General features: G+C 46.5%; 16 protein-coding genes. 4 read left to right on the top strand and 12 right to left on the bottom strand.

Features of this window, described 5'->3' with window-relative positions; genetic code table 11:
* The first annotated feature begins 30 nt into the window (after window positions 1-30).
* Together MUB35_RS14120 and MUB35_RS14115 are read left to right on the top strand one after the other, a co-directional pair.
* Window positions 31-666 carry a cobalamin-dependent protein gene (locus tag MUB35_RS14120; protein ID WP_033141673.1) on the top strand — a complete coding sequence of 212 codons (636 nt, stop codon included), beginning with the start codon at window positions 31-33 and terminating at the stop codon, window positions 664-666.
* 13 nt (window positions 667-679) lie between these two features.
* Entirely contained in the window at window positions 680-2,212 is a 1,533-nt protein-coding gene (locus MUB35_RS14115; protein WP_052099504.1) for a PucR family transcriptional regulator, read from the top strand.
* A 1-nt stretch (window position 2,213) separates the two neighbouring features.
* On the opposite strand, the gene MUB35_RS14110 is transcribed toward MUB35_RS14115, so the two are convergent.
* The gene (locus tag MUB35_RS14110) at window positions 2,214-3,740 is read right to left on the bottom strand and encodes a PucR family transcriptional regulator (protein ID WP_148391780.1); all 1,527 of its coding nucleotides are present in this window, start codon (window positions 3,738-3,740) and stop codon (window positions 2,214-2,216) included.
* A gap of 230 nt (window positions 3,741-3,970) precedes the next feature.
* Here MUB35_RS14110 and MUB35_RS14105 point away from each other — a divergent pair, with 230 nt between their 5' ends.
* Window positions 3,971-4,963, top strand: coding sequence for a uroporphyrinogen decarboxylase family protein (locus MUB35_RS14105; protein ID WP_033141671.1), 993 nt, complete (start codon window positions 3,971-3,973; stop codon window positions 4,961-4,963).
* 56 nt (window positions 4,964-5,019) lie between these two features.
* Here MUB35_RS14105 and MUB35_RS14100 read toward each other — a convergent pair whose 3' ends face one another.
* From MUB35_RS14100 to MUB35_RS14085, 4 genes are all read right to left on the bottom strand, one after another.
* Complete coding sequence (locus tag MUB35_RS14100) at window positions 5,020-5,337, bottom strand: putative signal transducing protein (protein ID WP_118594062.1); 318 nt, start codon at window positions 5,335-5,337, stop codon at window positions 5,020-5,022.
* A 16-nt stretch (window positions 5,338-5,353) separates the two neighbouring features.
* On the bottom strand, window positions 5,354-5,995 hold the full coding sequence (locus MUB35_RS14095) for a sugar O-acetyltransferase (protein WP_033141670.1): 642 nt from the start codon (window positions 5,993-5,995) through the stop codon (window positions 5,354-5,356).
* Window positions 5,996-6,110: 115 nt separating this feature from the next.
* On the bottom strand, window positions 6,111-6,749 hold the full coding sequence (gene pgmB / locus MUB35_RS14090; protein ID WP_033141669.1) for a beta-phosphoglucomutase: 639 nt from the start codon (window positions 6,747-6,749) through the stop codon (window positions 6,111-6,113).
* Window positions 6,750-6,760: 11 nt separating this feature from the next.
* Window positions 6,761-9,046 carry a glycoside hydrolase family 65 protein gene (locus tag MUB35_RS14085; RefSeq protein ID WP_186971099.1) on the bottom strand — a complete coding sequence of 762 codons (2,286 nt, stop codon included), beginning with the start codon at window positions 9,044-9,046 and terminating at the stop codon, window positions 6,761-6,763.
* Between the two features lie 324 nt (window positions 9,047-9,370).
* On the opposite strand from MUB35_RS14085, the gene MUB35_RS14080 reads away from it, so the two are divergent.
* Window positions 9,371-12,214, top strand: a complete 2,844-nt coding sequence (locus MUB35_RS14080) for an ATP-binding protein (protein ID WP_148391777.1) — start codon at window positions 9,371-9,373, stop codon at window positions 12,212-12,214.
* A gap of 45 nt (window positions 12,215-12,259) precedes the next feature.
* On the opposite strand, the gene trhA is transcribed toward MUB35_RS14080, so the two are convergent.
* The 7 genes from trhA to MUB35_RS14045 form a co-directional block, all read right to left on the bottom strand.
* Window positions 12,260-12,922, bottom strand: coding sequence for a PAQR family membrane homeostasis protein TrhA (trhA, locus tag MUB35_RS14075; protein ID WP_033141666.1), 663 nt, complete (start codon window positions 12,920-12,922; stop codon window positions 12,260-12,262).
* A gap of 202 nt (window positions 12,923-13,124) precedes the next feature.
* On the bottom strand, window positions 13,125-14,930 hold the full coding sequence (locus MUB35_RS14070) for an amylosucrase (RefSeq protein WP_148391776.1): 1,806 nt from the start codon (window positions 14,928-14,930) through the stop codon (window positions 13,125-13,127).
* Between the two features lie 46 nt (window positions 14,931-14,976).
* Window positions 14,977-16,953: an oxidoreductase gene (locus tag MUB35_RS14065; RefSeq protein ID WP_186971100.1), complete on the bottom strand. Its 1,977-nt coding sequence runs from the start codon at window positions 16,951-16,953 to the stop codon at window positions 14,977-14,979.
* Window positions 16,954-17,123: 170 nt separating this feature from the next.
* Complete coding sequence (gene rbr / locus MUB35_RS14060; protein ID WP_054351543.1) at window positions 17,124-17,660, bottom strand: rubrerythrin; 537 nt, start codon at window positions 17,658-17,660, stop codon at window positions 17,124-17,126.
* Between the two features lie 92 nt (window positions 17,661-17,752).
* Entirely contained in the window at window positions 17,753-18,295 is a 543-nt protein-coding gene (locus MUB35_RS14055; RefSeq protein ID WP_033141649.1) for an NADH peroxidase, read from the bottom strand.
* A gap of 105 nt (window positions 18,296-18,400) precedes the next feature.
* The gene (locus MUB35_RS14050) at window positions 18,401-18,808 is read right to left on the bottom strand and encodes a Fur family transcriptional regulator (protein ID WP_054351542.1); all 408 of its coding nucleotides are present in this window, start codon (window positions 18,806-18,808) and stop codon (window positions 18,401-18,403) included.
* 478 nt (window positions 18,809-19,286) lie between these two features.
* A complete protein-coding gene (locus tag MUB35_RS14045; RefSeq protein WP_033141647.1) occupies window positions 19,287-20,102 on the bottom strand; it encodes a MurR/RpiR family transcriptional regulator in 816 nt (271 codons plus the stop codon).
* Between the last annotated feature and the right edge of the window lie 32 nt (window positions 20,103-20,134).

The raw sequence follows: 20,134 nt of genomic DNA, 5'->3' as shown, positions 1-20,134 counted from the left end.
CCTTTTCTTTCATTGGAACAGGAGGACATCATGACTACTTTAGAAGAACTTCGTCAGGCAATTGAAAACGGGCATCCTCGTGATGCCCAGTTTCTTGTGTTCAAAGCTTTGGAGGAACATATAAATCCTTCCGTCATCGTTGAGCAGGCCATGGTGCCTGCCATGAAGACCGTGGGGGAATATTATAAACAAAATGATGCCGATATCCCCAAAATACTGGCTGCTGCCCGCAGTGTAAGAAAGGGGTTCGACATTCTGGAAGAAAAATACGGAATCATGGAAGAACGGAGTATAGGCACCGTTATCCTGGGCACCGTTGAGGGTGACCTGCACGATGTAGGAAAAAACCTTGTTGCGATCATGTTCCGCAGTGCCGGGTTCAAGGTCATTGACCTGGGTGTCGACATTCCGGAGAAACAATTTCTGAAGGCAGTCCGCGATAATCCGGAGGTTTCCATTGTATGCATCTCCTCCCTGCTCACCACTTCCATACCGGAAATGCAGCAGGTAGTCAAATCCCTGCGCCGACATGACAAGGAACACCGATTGAAGATCATGGTGGGCGGAGGTGCCGTCACACAGGAATTTGCGGACACCATCGGCGCAGATGCCTACACGGAAACAGCAGTGGATGCCGCGGAAAAAGCCAAGACATTTATCATATAAACGGGGGATCATTTTGAAGTTATCAGCAGTGCTTTTATCTGAAATGATTAATAAAGAATTTCATGTTGTCTCACAGGGTAACCTGGAGACAACTGAGAGTTTTCTGCGTCCATTTTTATTTGAGGATGGTTCCGGTTTCTCCACCGGGCATATCTGCCTTGTGAGAACCGGGGACACGGAGTCCCTTTCTTCCCAGCTCACGGGACCGGTCTTTCTGATCATATCGGGAAACCTGGATGAGACCTTTTCACCGCCTCCGCACCCATATCTTGTTCTCGATGCAAGTTATTCCCTGAGCCGTATCTTTAATTTCATACAGGACCTCTATGACACATACGACAGTTGGGATGAACATCTGAGCACGATCCTGCTGAGCAACGGCAGCATCCGGGATCTCTTAAGCGTATCCCTGGAAATTTTCCATAATCCCCTGTCTGTCATCGGCCTGGATTTTGCACCCGTGGCAAGTGCAGGTACAGAACACATTCCGGAGAAATACCATATGTACTCAGAGGACGGACTCAACATTGAGTACGTCAACGCCCTGGCTCAGGATGAGGCTTATACAAAAATGCAGGAGGCCGCTGACCCTGTATTCTACCCGGGATACATCACAGGACTGAACACCCTGAATATGAACGTAAAACAGGACGGGCACACCACACACCGCCTTGTCCTCATCGAATACGAACATCCCCTGGACAAAGGAAACGGATACCTTCTCTCGCATCTGGCAGGCTATGTGGAATATCTGCTCTACCATGAACAGGCTCCCGCTTCACGCCAGTCGGACGCTCTGCACAAGATCCTTATCACTGTGCTGTCCGACCGCACTGCAGACTATCTGGACATCAGCCAGCGTCTGTCTGCCCTTGGTTGGAGCACACAGCACGACTATCTGTGCCTTATTTTCCAGATCACTTACCTGGATCAGAAAAAGATCACCACAAGAGCTATCTGTAATTATCTGGACAAGCAGTTTCCCTATTCCTGCAGTTTTCTCTTCAAAGAGGAGATCGTGGCCTATTTTAATCTGAGCCGTCTGGAGATGGACGCGGACACAGTGGCGGGCAAACTCACCTATTTTATCAGGGACAGTTTCCTGAAAGCCGGATACAGCCGTCCCATGAAGGGCCACATGAACCTGAGGCGCCAGTATATCCAGGCCAGCACAGCTCTGGATGTGGGAAGCAGGAAAAAGCCTTATCTGTGGATCCATCACTTCAACAACGTGGCTCTGACCTACATACTGGAACAGTCCACCCGAAGGCTTCCCGGCTATATGCTCTGCCATGAGAAGCTTCTGGACCTGCAGAGGATGGACCGGGAACAGAACACGGAGTATATGCTCACACTGAGGACCTACCTGGAAGAGAATCTGAATGCCACACAGGCAGCATCCCTGCTCTTTATCCACCGCAGTACCTTCCTGTACCGCCTGGACAAGATCAAGAACATTCTGGACTCCGGACTGGATGACCCGGAAGAGATTTTTTACCTGAACTTATCTTTCCGTCTTCTGGAGCAGGAGGAGGAGAAAAACTGAGCTACTGTTTTCCCTCCTCCAGTATATAAAAGGAGACAGAGAGGTACAGCCTGGAGCGGAAATCCTCCAGATCTGTCTGTATCAGTTCACCTATCCTCTCCAGCCGGTTCAGAAAAGTACTCCTGTGGATAAACAGCTTTTTGGCTGTCACTGCCGCGTTATACCTGCACTGCAGGTAACAGTATAATGTCTTGTAATACTCTGTATGCATCTTCTCATCGTGTTCTATCAGCTTCAGAATCCCCGGCGCGCATATCTGTTCCGGCTCAAACACCCCTCTCCCGTGAATCAGGATATAGTCAAGGGCATAGTCGTCAAACCTGAAATACCAGGGGGTGGCATCCTTTCTCATGCCCAGCTCCAGGGCAATATCCGTCTGCTTAAACGCATTCTGTATCCCGTCAAATCCCCTGAATTTTCTGCTGATCCCTGCTGCCAGGAGATTTTCCCTGAGAAAATAAGCCAGCTCGGGCTGAAAGTCCGTCATATGAAGCCTGCTGCCGTTCAAAAGTACCATGAGGCTGTCATTATGAGCCACGCAGCAGGTATCTTTCCACTGCTGCTCCATCTGCGGGCACAGGTATTTGTCATACAGGGATTTGTCATATCTGTAGCTTGGGCGCATCTGGATCAGATAGTAGGCATCTTCCTCAGACCAGGATAGATTCCCCAGTGCACTCCGCAGCCTCTCCCCCGGCACGGAGCTCCCCTTTAATGTAAGCCTCAGAAGTTCATGCAGGCTGTCAAGGGAGCGGTCAGCCATATGAAAGGCCCCGAAACGCTCATACATCCGCTCCACATATCCGGCTGCCATGAGAAGCAGATCCTTGTGATACTCATTATTCAGAGGTGATGTGCAGGATACCGCCATCAGCTTGCCGATAAATTTCCCCTCAAAGAACAGATTCCTGCACAGAAATGTCACCTGCTCCAGCGTATAAGTATACACTCCCGCAAGTGTCATGCTCCGCTGATAGGCGGGATCTGATATAAGCTGGCTCACCATCTGCATGGGAAGAGTGCTGCTCTCATTCATAAATCCATTAGCAAACCTCCCCTCCCTGTCAGCCAAAGCCACATAGGAAAAGCTGGCATCCATCAGCGCAAGAGGCGTCTCAAAAATTCTCCCGAAGCACTCCATCAATTCCCCGAAATCCTGATTCTCCATAAACACTTCCGTCACGGAATACTCCATCTCCTCAAAGTATTGGAATATCTCCTGAAGGTCATTGAGCACCTGCTCCCTGGGTATCCTTTCATCCAGAACAAGCAGGTCTGTATCAATCCGACAAAATATATCATCCACTTCCCCAAAGCAGATAAAAATACAGTCCTTCCATAAGGAGGAATCCAGGCCTATTTTCATAAGTTCCTCATTGAAGATCAGCACCATATGTCCTCTGCAGTCCTGTCCATCCCTGTAGTAGACAGGCCTCTCCACCTTTATTTTACAGGGGTTGCAGGAAATCCGCCTGGCGTCGTACCTTTTTTTCAGATGATAATAAATTTGATAAAAAGTCAATTTCATTTAAAATCACCTCCCTCCTACAAAGTGTAGTGTATTCATACAGAAAAGTCAATTATTTCATCGTATTTACCAGACCTGACAATTCTGTTATTATAAATTTAGTGCAGTTGTTCCATGTCAGCACAGGAAATGTGCAGACCTGCTGAACAGTTACGATTTTGTATCAGTCATGGGGGACAGGCCTTTCCATGACACATCGTTGGGGTTTTAGAAAAGGAGGTATTCACTTTATGTTAACCAGAAGACAGAATTTATTAGAAACGATCCGAGGCGGTCATCCGGACCGTTATGTAAACCAGTACGAGGCACTGGGAATGATTTTCGGCAATCCTTATACCGCTGCAAGTCCAAACCCGGAATACGGCAAGCCGCCTATTAAAAACGCATGGGGTGTTACTATGGTATGGCCGGAAGGAACTCCCGGCGGATTCCCGATTCACGACGAAGAACATATTGTCTGCAAAGATATTACACACTGGAGAGATTATGTAAAAGCACCGCGTCTGGATTATTCCGATGCTGAGTGGGAGCCATTCATCGCTGAAGCGGAAAAAGTAGACCGCAATGAATATTTTGTTACACAGTTTATCGCTCCGGGACTTTTTGAACAGTGCCATCATCTGCAGGAAATCCAGAACGCGCTGATCAACTTCTATGAGGAGCCTGAATGCACACATGAACTGATCGAGTATCTCACCGAATGGGAATTGCAGTACGCTGAGAAAATCTGCAAATATATCAAACCGGATGCCATCTTCCACCATGATGACTGGGGAAGCCAGACTTCCACCTTCATCTCCCCGGATATGTTTGAAGAATTCTTCCTTCCGTCCTATAAGAAGATTTACGGCTATTACAGAGACCACGGTGTAGAAGTTGTGATCCACCATGCGGATTCCTACGCAGCAACTTTGGTTCCGTTTATGATCGAGATGGGAATTGATATCTGGCAGGGATGTATGACCTCCAACAATATCGCTGACCTGATCGCAAAATACGGCGAGAAGATTACCTTCATGGGCGGCATTGACAGTGCGTCCGTAGACCGTCCTGACTGGACACCTGAGCTGGTGGAAAAAGAAGTCCGCCGCGCATGTGAAGAATACGGAACAAAATATTACATTCCGTGTATTACCCAAGGTCTTGGAATCAGTACCTTCCCGGGTGTTTATGAGACAGCCAGTGAAGCAATTGAAAAAGTAAGCAAAGAAATGTTCAAATAATCAATAAAAGACCGTCCGCATCAGCCCTGAAACTGCTGCGGACGGTCCTGTTTTTTTTAATCTTCCGGCGGCTCTCCGGTATTCCATTCTTCCTCCGGAATCTCCGTTTCATTGTCCAATGCATCCCAATTGATGGAATCCATCAGTTCTTTTGCCTTCTCATAGACGTTTTTTCCAACCAGGATATCTGTCCCAAAAGTACCTGAAGTGCCGGCAACAATAGTGAGATATCCGCCTATGCTGTTTCCCTGCGCTATATAAGGAATGTTGTTTTCATCCAGCAGTCCGGTCAGCGCTTCTCTCTCATACACACCATAGACTGTTCTGAGATTCACCATCTCAAATTCATCTTCCTGCTTCTTTTTATGAAACATATACCCTCCTGTCAGACTATTCTCTCCAGTCTTTGTTTACAGGTACGCCTTTGCGGAAATATTCCTTATCCTCATCTGTGATCTGCCTTGCAACGCGGCATGGTGTTCCGAAGGCAACCACATTGTCCGGGATATCCTTGGTGACCACGCTGCCAGCGCCGATAACCACGTTATTGCCGATCGTAACACCCGGCATAATAACCACATTTGCCCCAATCCACACGTCATTTCCGATATGCACAGGAAGAGAGAACTGGGTACCGTCCCTTCTGTATTCCCCGTAAACCGGATGTCCGGTCACACAGATGGATACATTCGGTCCGCACATAACATAATCCCCGATAAAAACATCCACATCATCCACAACCACGAGTCCGTAATTGGCATAAAAATAATTGCCTACGTGGGTGTTGCAGCCATAGGAAAAATTCACTGGTGACTCAATCCACACCTCATCCCCCATAGAACCAAGTATCTGCTGCAAAAGCTCCCGTTTCCGTCCGTAGTCAGACGGATTTGTCTGATTGTAGGCAAATGTCAGCTCTTTGCCGTGTTTTCTCTGCCTCTCGATCACCTTCTCATAGGCAATATCTTTTTCATCCTTGTGCCCGTATTCCCGGTATAAAAGACCGCTTTTCATCTGCTGTTCCAATGACATATGTGTAATCCTCCTGTATGTCCGCTTTTTGTAACTGTTCATTCCGGCCTGCGCGTTTGCCGGGCTGACCGTGCATGAATGATTACCATTATTCTATCATTCTTTTTGCATAATGTCACGAAGCAGCTTCCAGTAAATCGGAGAATGTGTTCAGATTATACGTCGCCCTTCCGCATTTGACCGCGTCACCGATGGCTGCACAGTCCATGTGTCCTCCAAACGCCGCTTCCAGTCCTGATTCCGCATCCTCCACCACAAGACAGTCCTGAGGCTGCAGGTTCAGATACTCCGCTGCTTTCAGGAACACCTCCGGGTCCGGTTTGGAGCGGGAAATATTGTTGCCGTCGGAAACCGCATCAAAATATCCGGAAAGTCCCAGACGTTCCAGGATAAATCCCGCATTCCTGCTGGATGAACCGATTGCCAAAAGAAGCCCCCTGCTTCTCAGCGCATCCAGTGTTTCCTTCACCTGCGGGTCCAGGTCAGCAGTTGTCATATTTTTCAGAAGTTCACGGTACAGGTCATTTTTTTCTGAGGCATAGCGGACTTTCTCCTCCTCTGTCATCTCACCATCGTATTTTTCCAGAATGATCTCAAAGCTCTCCATCCGGCTCACACCCCTAAGTCTGTTGTTGATCTCCTCATCAAAATAGATTCCCAGCTTATCCGCCAGCTTCTTCCATGCCTGGTAATGGTATTTGTCTGTGTGGCAGATCACACCGTCCAGGTCAAAAATAATTCCCTTGTATTTCATGGTCTCTCTCCTTATCTCTCAATCTCAATAGTATCTTTCAGAAGGTACTTTGTACCGAATACGGTTATCTCCCTGGGTTCTCCCTTTTCCAGCGTAAATACAGACTTATCCCTGCCCACGCAGACCTGGATATGACTGCCTCTGTAGCTGATCTTAAAGGTATAAGATTCCCATTTGTCAGGAAGTACCGGCGCAAAGCAGATGCCTGTCTCTTTCAGCCGAAGGCCGCCGAATCCGTACACCACAGCCATATAATTTCCACCCATATTTGCTGTATGGATACCGTCCTTTGTGTTGTGGTGCAGGTTGAACAGATCCAGCTTCGCGCTGTCACCGAAATAGTCATAGGCCTTATCCTTCAGTCCCAGCCTGGATGCCACAATACTGAAAATACATGTGGAGAGGGAAGAGTCATGGGTCGTCACATTCTCATAGTACGCAAAGGATTTTCTGATGGTCTCCAGGTCCTGCGCATCCTCATAGATAAAATGCGCCAGCACGGTATCTGCCTGTTTACATACCTGATAACGGTACAGGCAGAGCGGGTGATAATGCAGAAGCAGAGGGAACTTGTCCGCAGGTGTACCCTTGATATCCCACACCTCTTTTTGAAGGAAAGAGTCATCCTGGGGATTGATGCCTGTCTCTTCGTCATACGGCAGATACATCTGTTCCTCCGCTTTCTTAAACTCCCGGATTTCCTCAGGCTTTAACCCTATTTTTTCAGCCACCGGAGCAAGCTTTCCGGCCTCCCCCAGCAGTTCATAAAAACGCACGGCCCAATGAAGATTATACTGGGCGCCTGCATTGGTGTAGTAATTGTTATTTACCAGACACGTGTATTCATCCGGACCTGTCACATCATTGATGTGGAATTTTCCCCTGTGGAAATTCCCCGCATCCATCCACAGCCTTGCCGTCTCAAAAATAATCTCAGCGCCCTTTTCCGCCATCAGGTCCAAATCCCCGGTGGCCAGATAATAAGCCACCACCGCATAGGCAATATCCCCGTTAATATGATACTGCGCAGAACCTGCCGGGAAAAATCCGGAGCACTCAGAACCGGAGATTGTTCTCCACGGATAGAGAGCTCCTTTTCTGTGCCCCATGATTCGGGCATTTTCCCTGGCTGCATCCAGGATACTGTACCTGTACGCGATCAGGCTGGCGGATATCCGGGGATTTGTCAGGGTAAAAAATGGCTGCATATACATTTCTGTATCCCAGAAATAATGCCCCTCATAGCCCTCACCGGAAAGTCCCTTTGCGGCTATATTACTGTGCTCGTCCCTGCCCGCTGACTGGAGAAGCTGATAGAGGTTATATCTGACAGCAACCGCCAGGTCATCGTCCCCCTCTATATCCAGCGCTGACTGTGCCCAGAACTCATCCAGGTATTCTCTCTGCTGCCTGTACCATTTTTCAAGGCTGACAGACAGCGCCCTGTTCATGGCATTTTCCGCTTCCTTCCTGCAGTCTTTGTATCTGAGGGAATCCGTAAACACTGTATATTTCACCAGCCGGACTGTCTCACCCTCCCTGATATCTGTTTCCATTTTTCTGGTGACAGAGTGTCCTTCCTGCACGGAATTCTCCCGGCAGACTGCACCGATTCCGCATGAAAGTACATCCTTTACCGCCGTACACACGGTAAGCCCGGAAGTAACAGTCTCTGTGACAAGATAAGACACCCCGTCCTTCACCTCTGCACTGACCGGGCGCAGATGCTGAAAGCTTTCACCGGCAACCCTCGGATCATTGGGGTTACAGTAATTCTTCACATCCCCGTTATGTACAGAAATAAATTCCAGTGTCCCGCTGAAATTCAATGCCTTTACCTCATAGGATATGGTGAAAAGCGGAAGAAGCAGAAAGGATGTCATTCTCCTGATGGTGATCTCCACTCTGTGCCCCCCCGGAGAGCGCCACACTACCTGTCTCTGCGTGAATCCATTCTGCATATCCAGGCTTCTGCTGCTTTTTTCCACAGTCCCCTCAAACATACAAAAGGTCTCCCCCTCAATCTTCAGAAAGATAGTCTGGGTATCTGCCACATTCAGCATTGTCTGCTTTTCCTCAGCCAGTCCGCAGAGCTTTTCGGCCTGAGACATTTTGGCAATATCATAGAATCCGTTGATATAAGACCCCCGGATCGTATCATACCCCTGAGCATATCCCTCCTCAAAGTCAGAGCGGACCCCAATATAGCCGTTGGCATTGTGAAAGACCGTCTCATTTAAAAGACACTGCTCATTGTCAAGCCCTATGTCCTCAATCTGGTAAACCCATTTATTCATTCTGTTCTTCCTTTCTCTGTAAGCTTTATCTCTGTTCTTTTCTTGTCATCATTCTAGCAACAACTTTTTTTATTTTCAATGGTTTTATGCAACACCATTAAATTACATAATAACCTTATTTTTATTTTAGCATAATAACCAAATACTTTTCTCGAAATATACAATTTCCATAAACATTACACATCTATTTATCACCGGTCTGTCTATTCGTTCCCTTTTCATTGAAAACATTCTTCCAAAGCATTATAAAAATTGATTTTTTCCCTTATATCCTCTATACTTATAATTATATATCTCACCAAAAAATAAAATGGGAGGCATACGATGAAAAGACTTTTTGCCTTGATGCTGAGCATTATCATGCTTTTATCCATATCCGTACCCGTTTATGCCAGAGAACCGCGAAAAGTCACGGTAGCCTTTCCCAATCTGGCAGACAATCGTCTCTATGTTGTCAATGAAGACGGAAGTCTTGGCGGCATGATGTACGAATATTTTGAAAATCTGGGAAAATGCGCCGGATGGGACATCCAATATGTAGTGGATGATATGGAAACGCTGTTCGACAGTTTTCTTAACGGGGATATTGATATTATGGGTTCTACCGGATATTCAGAGGGTATGGATGAGTACGCGGATTACCCCTCATTATCCAGCGGCTTTGACTACACCTGTCTGGTGGTACAGAATGACAATATAGACATTACCTCAGGGGATTTGACCTCCCTTGACAATAAAACCGTGGCGATCAGCAGTACACAGGAAAAAAACGGTAAAGAAAAGGTTCTGGAGGACTTCTGCGACAGCAATCAGATTCATCTGGATATAAAGGTATATGAATCCCACCTCGATTACTTTAACGCCCTGAAAAACGGAGAGACGGATATGATCCTGATCGGCAGTGCAGCCCGTGGATCGGATATGCGGATTGTCACACGTTTTGCCGACTCTCCCTATTACACGGTCGTATCCAAGGACAAACCGGAAATACTGCGTGAGCTCAATGCTGCCCTGTACACCATGCATGCCATGTCCCAGGACTATATGGACCAACTGGAAAACAAATATATGAAAGGCAATGACAGCCTGGCAAATGCCTTTACCGCTGAAGAGAAGACATATCTGAGAGAAAAGGGAACCCTGACGGCTGTTCTTCCGAAAACATCATACGGGGCCTCAGACAAGCTGGGTGTCAATGGGAACTATAGCTGTCTGGACGCTGATATTGCCCAATATTTCTGCAGTGAGATCGGCATTTCCGTCAATTATATCGTTACGGACACCCTGGATCAGGCCATTGAAATGGTAAAAGAAAAAAAGGCAGATTTTCTTCCCCTTATGATCACCCATCCCGGCAGTGAAGACACCTACAGTGAACTGCAGCTCTTTCCCTATAATACACCGGAACAGATGCGTGTCACTGCCAATCCATCTTCCAACAAGCCTGTACTTGTCCTTCCCCAGTATGAACAGAATCTTCCTGAAATGGATGCCCTGCTGGATGATTATGAAAAGGTATTGTACTGCAGCAGCGCCGTAGAATGTCTGGAGTATGTGTCAGAAGGACGTGCCACTGAAACCATACTGGATAATTTTGCTGCCCAGTATCTTCTTATGGAGAGCAGCTACCCGAACCTCTCCATAACCCCCACTGACCTGAAACTCACCACCATGACTCTGGCCGCCCCGGCATCCGCTGATACAAACCTGCTCACCATACTGGAAAAAGCAGTGCTGAATATGAATGCTTCGGAAATTGATGATACGGTTTACCAGCGCATGATCACAGAACAGACAAATGCGTCTGTCACCTTAACCGCTTTCTTTAAAAAGCATGTGATCTCCATATCTGCAGCCCTTCTGGCTGTGATCGTATTTATCCTGTCCTGTATCGCGGTTGTTTTAATATCCCGCGTACGGCAGAAAAGCATGCAGGAGACACTGGCTGAAAGAGAACGCAGTGAGAAGGAGCTCAGCCGTGCCCTGGAACGCGCCAATGTTGCGACTGAGGCTAAGACCAGATTTCTGTCAAATGTATCACATGAGATGCGTACACCCTTAAACGGCATATCAGGAATGCTCACCCTGATGCAGAACGAGGAATCTGCACAAAAGAATAAAGAATACCTGGAAAAAGCCAGAATATCCTGCAGCCAGCTTCTTTCCCTGATCAACTCCGTTCTTGACATGTCACGGATAGAAAGCGGCAGAGAGACACTTTCCCCGGAAAGCTTCCATATGTCCACCATTTTGGAAGAACTGCATGCCATGCTCAGCATACAGGCAGAATCCAGAAATATCCGTATGGACATTAACGGAGCCTCTATCCCGGACAGAACACTTATCGGCGACTGCGTCAAGCTGAAACAGATATTATCCAATGTGATCGTAAATGCCATTAAATTTACACCTGAAGGCGGCCGGATCACCCTCACTGCAGAAGAAAAGGCCCCCAATGGAAAAGGTGAGATTCTCTACCTGTTTGAATGCAGGGATAACGGCATTGGTATGACCAAGGAATTCATGAAAACCATGTTCCAGCCCTTCTCCCGCTCAGTGGAGGCGGACAAAATGCAGATAAGCGGAACGGGTCTTGGCCTGTCCGTGATCAAAGGTCTGGTAGATTTAATGCACGGAACCATAGATGTAGACAGTCAAAAGGGGAAAGGTTCTGTTTTCCGCATCATTCTTCCCTTCCCTGAGGAGCCTGATATAAAGGAGGAATCTTCTGCCGAATCAGAAAGTCAAGAGGAGCCCAAAGATTCAGCTGCTCTTCTGCAGGGAAAACGTGTCCTTGTCACAGAGGACAATGAACTGAATCTGGAAATTACGGAACAGTTCCTTGAGATCATGGGGATAGAATCCAGCCCTGCCCGTGACGGTGCCGAGGCAGTGGATATGTTCTCCTCCTCCCCGTCAGGTACCTTTGATGCCATTCTCATGGATATCCAGATGCCCAAAATGGACGGGTATGAGGCCACAAAAGCCATCCGGAGCCTTCCCAGGGAAGATGCCGCCTCAGTTCCCATTATCGCCATCACAGCGAACGCATTCCGGGAGGACATGGAACGGGCACTTTCCTGCGGTATGAATGACCATCTCTCAAAACCTGTAGATGTGAAAAAACTGCAGGAAATCCTTATAAAATACTGCTGCGGCAGGGAATAAAAAAACAGGGTGTATGAAATCCGAAATTTCACACACCCTGTTTTTTTATACCGACATGGGAAGAACAAAGAAATACATGACAATAAAGTGACATAAACTTCCGCCCATAACAAACAGATGAAATATCTCGTGGGAACCGAAATTCTTATGGTTTGCATTGAAGATCGGAAGCTTCAGCGCATAAATGATACCTCCCACTGTATATATAATGCCGCCTGCCAGAAGCCATCCGAAACCCGCCGGTGACAGCGCCCGGACAATGGGTACAAAGGCGAACACACAGAGCCAGCCCATTGCAATATAGATAACAGAAGAAAACCACTTGGGACAGGTGATCCAGCAGGCTTTGATCAGAATTCCCACAATCGCTACCAGCCACACTGCTGTACAAAGGATCGTCCCCGTCCTGCCGTGAAGCACGATCAGACAGATCGGCGTATAACTTCCTGCTATGAGAATAAAAATCATCATGTGATCCATCTTGCGCAGACGCCGGTTTACCTTTTCCGTGGAATCAACGGTGTGGTAAATAGTACTCGCCGCATATAACAGGATCATGCTCAGCATAAAAACACTCATTGCGATTATATGGATGCTGTCCGGTTCCCTGGCTGACCTGATCAGCAGCGGAGCCGCTGCCAGCACTGCCATCAGCCATCCGATAAAATGTGTAATTGCGCTGCCCGGTTCTTTGATCTTCAGTTTCATAACATCACTCCTCACTTTAATTATACATATAGTATGTACTTCACCTGCATTTGGTATTCTTAAATGTTATATGTAGTTTTAATTACTACGTTTTGATATTTATTATACTACTACTCATCTACGCATATTGCAACCCTTTTTTATAAATTTTTTCTAAAAGTACAAAAGGAGCCCGGTATAAAACCGGACTCCAGCACTGAATTTATGCAAGCCATAAATATTCATACGGCCCAAGTACAATATTATCCCACAGAGGGACTGTTTTTCCCTGAATCAGATCGTGCAGTTCCCAGGGAAGCCCGAACCAATTTACAGCATTGCAGTTTACCACCTGTCTCTCCTCGCTGAAATTGGCAAGGACCAGCATTTTATCCTCCCTGTGGAACGCAAACACTGCTTTATTCCCTGTATCAATGGGAATGGAAGATATATTGGAGGCGAATATGGGATTTTCCTTCCGCACCCGGATCATTTCCCTGATACTGCTGAAAAGGATTCCCTCCACAGTGCCCATATCATGTCTGTTCCCTGCTTTCTCCCAGTCCATGGGTGCCCGGTGCAGCCAGCGGGAATCATGGGCAATGGTCTCATCCTTCTTGTAATCCCACCAGTTCAGGGTTCCGATCTCATCACCGCTGTACAGAAGAGGGATTCCGGTATAAGAAATGATCACACTGTTTAAAAGCAGGATCCTCTTGACCGCCAGCTCCAGCTTATAGCGGTCTTTCTTCAAAATAGCCTCCTCAAGACCGCACAGGGATGCCATTGTGCCGCTGTTTCTCGCGTCCAGCGTCTCAGGATTGAACTCATAGAGCTCCCCCTTTGCAAAGCTGCCGGGGAATTTTCCTTCCATGAATTGAATGATAAACTGCTTATGAGCCTCGGGGTCCATCCCCAGATCCCTGATGATATCCTTCTCAAATCCCCATCCGATGTCATCATGGCATCTTGCATAATTGATCCACACCCCATCCTTTGGCGTACCGTAATCAATAGACATGGAACGCTGCATCAGCCGCACATCCCTGGTTGCAAGCGAGTTCCACAGAAGCACCATAAGAGACGCATTGTACATGATATGGCATTCCTTCTCCTCAGGTGTGCCGAAGTATTTTACAATCTCATGAGGCTCTACGATAGCTTCCCCCAAAAAGACAACAGAAGGGCATACCTCCTCTATGATCATCTCATACATTTTCAGAAGCGTGTGCACCTGGGGCAGGTTCATGGATGAGGTTCCCAGCTCCTTCCACATATAAGGGATGGCATCCAGCCTGAAAATGTCAATCCCTTTGTTGGCAAGTGTCAAAAGCACCTCAGCGATACGGTTGAACACGTTGGGGTTCTTATAGTTCAGATCCCACTGGAATTCATAGAAACGTGTCATGACAAACTTTCCGATATCCTCGTAGTAGGTAAAATTCTTAGGTGCAACGGAAGGGAAGATTTCCGTCAATGTCTTCTCATACTCGGAAGGAATGCCGTAATTGTCGAACATATAATACATATCTTCGTATCCCGGCTCGTTCTTCCTGGATTTCAAGGCCCACTCATGTTCCTTAGCCGTGTGGTTCAGCACAAAATCAATACAGGTGCGGATTCCCTTTTTCTTCAGTCTGTCAACCACGTGTTCAAACTGCTCTGTGGTGCCGAATTTCTTATCCACGTTCAGATAATCGGACACTGCGTATCCACCGTCATTCTGGCCCTCTCTGGACTGCAGGAGCGGCATAAAATGCACATAAGTCACACCCAGGTCTGCCAGATAATCGATCCTCTTTTCAAAGCTGGACAGATTGTCTGAGAACTTGTCCAGATACAGCATCATTCCCACCATTTTCTCTGAAAGATACCAGTCATTCCCCTTTTTATCCTGCTTTTTCAGCGCAGTGCTTCTGCCTGCCCTGGCCTTCTCCATAATTTCCATGAGCTGGTCAAAGAAAAACTGGGTGATCCCGTTCTCCCCATACAGCCCAAAATAGTATGTGCGCAGTTTATCCATAGACATAATATTCTGCTCCTTTCACATGCATTACTGATATGAATTTTTCTCTCTATGCGTTTCTTCCTGCAAAATAACCGCTGGATGTAGCCTCCCGAATCCTTCCTGTCTTTCTGCAGTCTCCCACTGCTATAAACTCTATTCCCAGGTCATAGCAGGTTTCCCGCAGCCTGTTTGTCTCCATATCCTTTGGACGCACACCTGCTGCAATGAGGACAGTATCTGCTTTGAGCATGGTTTCCTCCCCGTCTTTATTTTTTACTGCTGCCCCTTCGTCTGTGATCCTCACACAGGAGTGTCCCGTCAGGACAGGTATCCTGTAAAGTGCTATCTTTTCATCAATCATCTGTTTCAGCCCGCCATCAGCTTCCCCTGCGATAACATCCGTCATCTCCACAATAGTCACATTCTTTCCATCCTGCGCAAGGGCGATAGCCTCCTCACATCCCATAAGTCCCCCGCCGATAATAACCGTATTATTTCCCGGAACAGCTCCCAGCTTATGCATGGATGCGGCAAATATAACATTTCCATGATCAATACCCTCGATCGGCGGAATGAATGGTTCACCGCCCACAGCACTTATAACCAGGTCAGGCTCCAACTCCCGGATAAGTTCAGGTGTCACTGCCGTGTTCATACGGATCTCAGCCTGACTGTTCTGTACGCGGCTGATAAGGGAATCCCTGAACATGCGGATATCATGCTTGAATTCAATATGTTCGGAATAGCTGAGGGTCTTCCCAAGGGAATCACTGGACTCACATAAGACAACACTGTGGCCCCTTTCCAGTCCGCCAAGTGCCGCCTGCATTCCTGCCGGTCCCCCGCCTGCTATTAATATTTTTTTCTTTTCATTTTCGAAAGAATTTTCCCTGGCAATCTCACGAAGCCTTCCCATGACAGGATTTACAGAACAGTAGACCACTCCATTCGGATAGGGTACATAAGGTATAAGTGCCCCGCTGTTGCAGCGCATACAGCGGATACAATGGGCTATTTCACAGCTTTTCCCCTTCATTGCCTTTTTAGGAAGGAATGGATCTGCTATCATCTGGCGTCCCATGGCAACCATATCCACCTGTCCCTCCTCCAGCAGTTTTTCCATATACTCAGGATCTGACAATCCGCCAATACCGGTGACCGGAACACTGACTGCTTTTTTTATAGCTGCCGCATACGGTATATTCACACCATTTGGGAAAAACGGGCCGGGGAACATGCGTACCATAGTAGCGGGATCATGAAAGCTTCCCACTGATACATGGAAGGAATCCACCTTATCCTCGATCATATGGGCAAAGACAGCCATTTCCTCCTCTTCCAGTCCCCCTTCAATCAGCTCTGAACCAGAAATACGGTATTCTATCGGAAAATTCCTTCCGCACCGCTCCCTCACCCTGTCCAGAACCATAATGGGAAAACGGGCACGGTTTTCCAGGCTTCCGCCGTATTTGTCTGTCCTCTTATTATTAAGCGGAGAAAGGAATTGGTCAAGGAGCCAGCCGTGTCCCCCGTGTACCATTACCATATCAACACCTGCGAATTTTGCCATGAAAGCTGCCTCTGCGTAGGCGTCCGCAATTTCATTCATCATATCCTCTGTCATCTCTTTTACCTCTGCGCCATAATGGTTGACAGAGGGTGAAGGCCCCCATACTTCCCCGTTTTCAGGCAGATAGGCCGGATGTGCTCTTCTTCCGGAATGTACAAGCTCTATGGATACAAAGGTGTCATACTGATGCACACTGTCAACCAGCCTTGTCAGGGACGGAAGCAGGCCGGGGTCATCCAGATGAGCCATTCGCGGATGACATGCATCCGTACGCGAATGAACCCCTGTCTCCCCAATGGTAAGGAGAGCCGCACCGCCTCTTGCCAGTGTGGTATAAAAATCAATGTTGTCCTGTGCAAAATACCCCTTTTCCTCTCCTCTGCCTGTGATCGTCATCGGAGATACACATATTCTGTTTTTTAATGTCAGCGGCCCTATTTTCACGGGGCTGAATAAATGTGGATAATGCTTCATAATTCCTTCTCCTTTTACTCGGTCTGCTTTGTACAGCAAAGCAGAATGTTATATCTCCATCTTACACCAGAGGGCTTCCAATAACAATAAAGAGTAATATTTCTTCATACAAAAAACAAGAGGCCCATACAGGCCTCCCGCTATAGCAATATGAATTCATTAAGTGAGGATTAATAATTTTCAACTTTTCTTTCAAAGTATGCCTTAGGATGAGCGCATACCGGACAGATTTCCGGAGCCTCCTCTGCTTCATGTACGTAACCGCAGTTTCTGCACTTCCATCCTAAAGGAGCATCTCCCTTGAATGTCTTGTCTGCCTTATAGCTTTCAAGAAGTTTTTTGTAACGTCTCTCGTGCGCAGCTTCCACTTTTGCAACGCCCTCAAATTTCTCTGCCAGATCTTCAAATCCTTCTTCTCTGGCTTCCTGAGCCATACGTGCATACATATCTGTCCATTCAAAGTTTTCACCTGCTGCTGCATCTTCCAGGTTCTGGGCAATATCATGGATACCATGAATCTCTTTGAACCACATCTTTGCGTGTTCTTTTTCCTGGTCTGCTGTCTCCAGATATAAAGCAGCTAACTGCTCATAACCGGCTTTTTTTGCTGCAGATGCGTAATATGTATATTTATTTCTTGCCTGTGATTCACCGGCAAATGCGTCCCATAAGTTTTTCTCTGTTTTTGTTCCTGCGTACTTTGACATATTAAAACCCTCCATAAAATTCTGCAAACAAGCGACTGTTTATCTTTTTTGCAGAACCGGACGTCTGCCGGCTCTGCAAAATAATATTTGAATTAACCGAAGTATCTCTTTAACAGACCTTCAAATGCTTTTCCGTGACGAGCTTCGTCTCTGGCCATCTCATGTACTGTATCATGGATAGCATCCAGGTTAGCAGCTTTCGCACGTTTTGCCAGGTCAAACTTACCTGCTGTTGCACCATTCTCTGCAGCAACACGCATTTCCAGGTTTTTCTTTGTGCTGTCTGTTACAACTTCACCTAATAACTCTGCGAATTTAGCAGCATGCTCTGCTTCTTCGTAAGCAGCTTTTTCCCAGTATAAACCGATTTCCGGATATCCTTCTCTGTGAGCAACTCTTGCCATAGCCAGGTACATACCAACCTCTGAGCACTCGCCTTCAAAGTTAGCTCTTAAATCAGCAATGATGTCTTCGCTTACACCCTGAGCTACACCTACAACGTGCTCTGCTGCCCAGCTCATCTCGCCTGCCTGCTCTGTAAATTTATCAGCACCTACGCCACATACCGGACATTTTTCCGGAGCTGCATCGCCTTCATAAACATATCCACATACACTACATACAAATTTTTTCATAATACTCATTCTCCTTTTTGATTATAATATTTTGTTATTTAATGGTTTCTCTTTTTGATAACAGTAATGATTACTGTTTTAATGTAACATACTTGACAATTTTTGTCAACTAGTTTTTTTAATTTTTTTTGCTTCCAGACATTCTTTACAAATTCCGTAAAAAGTAGTCATATGACCTGTTATTTTTCCGTCAAAACTCTCGGCCACTTTTTCCTTCATACAGTCAAATTCGCTTGCCTCTATGTCTGTGATGTTGTGACACTGGGTGCATATAAAATGACTATGAGGTTTTGTATTACAGTCGAATCTGTCCGGTCCGTCCCCTGTTGTGATCTTGGCGATCTCACCCAGGTCAACCAACAGAGACAGATTTCGGTATACCGTTCCGAGACTGATATTCGGAAACTCGGCTTTGATCCCTGCATATACAGTATCGGCCGTAGGATGCTCCCTGCTGTTCATCACGAACTCACGGATGGATTCCCGCTGACGGCTGTACTTCAATGTTGCCATCGCACCCTCCTTTCAATAACAATAATTGTTACTGATATAACTATACAATACTTAACTATTTTTGTCAAGAATAAATTTATAAAAATTCCGGCTGTAATAAAAGCCGGTTTTTGTAGAATACTTCTGAATATTATTTTTGTGTACTTTTTATGCTGATATTGCCTATTATATGTCCTATAATGAATATGCTGTCGACCCTTTCCAGCAGGAAGGAGGTGCATGGATGGACTAAATAGTTAGACCGAAATAAAAAAGACAGCTAACCAAAGCGAACCCCTACGGACCGACACTCCGTGGGGGTTCTTTTGTGCATTTCTTGGACTACATATTTTATTCATCTCAATCATATTCTATTTTTTAAGAAATGTCAATACTATTTGCAATAAAACACTTTGCATCAGCATCATTACCAAATTCTCTCATTCAATACCAAAAAGATTTTGTTAAACACTACCGAATTAACCATTCGCCTATCCCATCATCTGGCATCCAACGCATTCAGCGTATACTCATGTATCGCTTCCCTCCTGAACTTATCAGACTCCAGTATATGTGAGAACAGTATATCCACCATAACCAAAATGGGAAACTGTGGGGAAATGGCCTTTCCTTTTTCCAGGTTCTCCTTCACGGCAAACAGCAGAATCTCATCGCAGTAACCCAAAAACGTCTTATCTTTCCTTGACGTCATGAGAATCGTGGTCGCGCCTCTTTCTTTAGCTGCCTTCAGAGAGGTCATTACCTCTTCTGTTCTGCCGCTGACGCTGATTCCAATGACCGCGCATTCCTCATCCAGCAGTACGGAGTTGATCTTCATGATATGTGTATCCGTCACTGCCTCCACATTGACACCGATACGCATAAAACGTATTTTCATTTCCGTTCCCACCAGACCGGAACTTCCCTTACCATATACATATACCCGTTTCTTTTCGGATAATACATTGACAATACGCTTCATCTGTTCTTCATTTACCAGGGAATAGCTCTTGTTCAAAAGCTCCTGGTAAGTGTTCAGTACCATTTTTGTCTGGTCATTACTCACGGGATAATTCCGCACAGTCCCCTGTTCATAACAGAACAAAAATTCCCGATATCCTTTATAGCCACATTTCTTTGCAAACCGGGACAGGGACGCCTCCGACACGTACAGACGGCTTGATACACTCTTGGATGACAGATCTATCTTCTCTGTGTTGTTGATAAAAAAATCAGCGATTGTCTTCTCCAGAGGTGTAAAGCTGTTATAAATTGATTCTATATGAGGAATGATGTTTTTTTCATACTGCTCCATACGAGCACCTCCATTCTATCTGTCCATGCGGC

Origin of the sequence: Blautia sp. NSJ-175 (genome assembly GCF_022867815.1) — a bacterium.
GTDB lineage: Bacteria > Bacillota > Clostridia > Lachnospirales > Lachnospiraceae > Blautia > Blautia celeris.
Note: the sequence above shows the minus strand (reverse complement) of the source record. Positions and strands in the feature narration are given on the sequence as shown.

What these genes read in the sequence shown, in the direction of transcription:
- MUB35_RS14120 (WP_033141673.1), top strand. Translation starts at nt 31, where the DNA reads ATGACTACTTTAGAAGAACTTCGTCAGGCAATTGAAAACGGGCATCCT.
- MUB35_RS14110 (WP_148391780.1), bottom strand. Translation starts at nt 3,740, where the DNA reads ATGAAATTGACTTTTTATCAAATTTATTATCATCTGAAAAAAAGGTAC.
- MUB35_RS14105 (WP_033141671.1), top strand. Translation starts at nt 3,971, where the DNA reads ATGTTAACCAGAAGACAGAATTTATTAGAAACGATCCGAGGCGGTCAT.
- MUB35_RS14100 (WP_118594062.1), bottom strand. Translation starts at nt 5,337, where the DNA reads ATGTTTCATAAAAAGAAGCAGGAAGATGAATTTGAGATGGTGAATCTC.
- MUB35_RS14095 (WP_033141670.1), bottom strand. Translation starts at nt 5,995, where the DNA reads ATGTCATTGGAACAGCAGATGAAAAGCGGTCTTTTATACCGGGAATAC.
- pgmB (WP_033141669.1), bottom strand. Translation starts at nt 6,749, where the DNA reads ATGAAATACAAGGGAATTATTTTTGACCTGGACGGTGTGATCTGCCAC.
- MUB35_RS14085 (WP_186971099.1), bottom strand. Translation starts at nt 9,046, where the DNA reads ATGAATAAATGGGTTTACCAGATTGAGGACATAGGGCTTGACAATGAG.
- MUB35_RS14080 (WP_148391777.1), top strand. Translation starts at nt 9,371, where the DNA reads ATGAAAAGACTTTTTGCCTTGATGCTGAGCATTATCATGCTTTTATCC.
- trhA (WP_033141666.1), bottom strand. Translation starts at nt 12,922, where the DNA reads ATGAAACTGAAGATCAAAGAACCGGGCAGCGCAATTACACATTTTATC.
- MUB35_RS14070 (WP_148391776.1), bottom strand. Translation starts at nt 14,930, where the DNA reads ATGTCTATGGATAAACTGCGCACATACTATTTTGGGCTGTATGGGGAG.
- MUB35_RS14065 (WP_186971100.1), bottom strand. Translation starts at nt 16,953, where the DNA reads ATGAAGCATTATCCACATTTATTCAGCCCCGTGAAAATAGGGCCGCTG.
- rbr (WP_054351543.1), bottom strand. Translation starts at nt 17,660, where the DNA reads ATGTCAAAGTACGCAGGAACAAAAACAGAGAAAAACTTATGGGACGCA.
- MUB35_RS14055 (WP_033141649.1), bottom strand. Translation starts at nt 18,295, where the DNA reads ATGAAAAAATTTGTATGTAGTGTATGTGGATATGTTTATGAAGGCGAT.
- MUB35_RS14050 (WP_054351542.1), bottom strand. Translation starts at nt 18,808, where the DNA reads ATGGCAACATTGAAGTACAGCCGTCAGCGGGAATCCATCCGTGAGTTC.
- MUB35_RS14045 (WP_033141647.1), bottom strand. Translation starts at nt 20,102, where the DNA reads ATGGAGCAGTATGAAAAAAACATCATTCCTCATATAGAATCAATTTAT.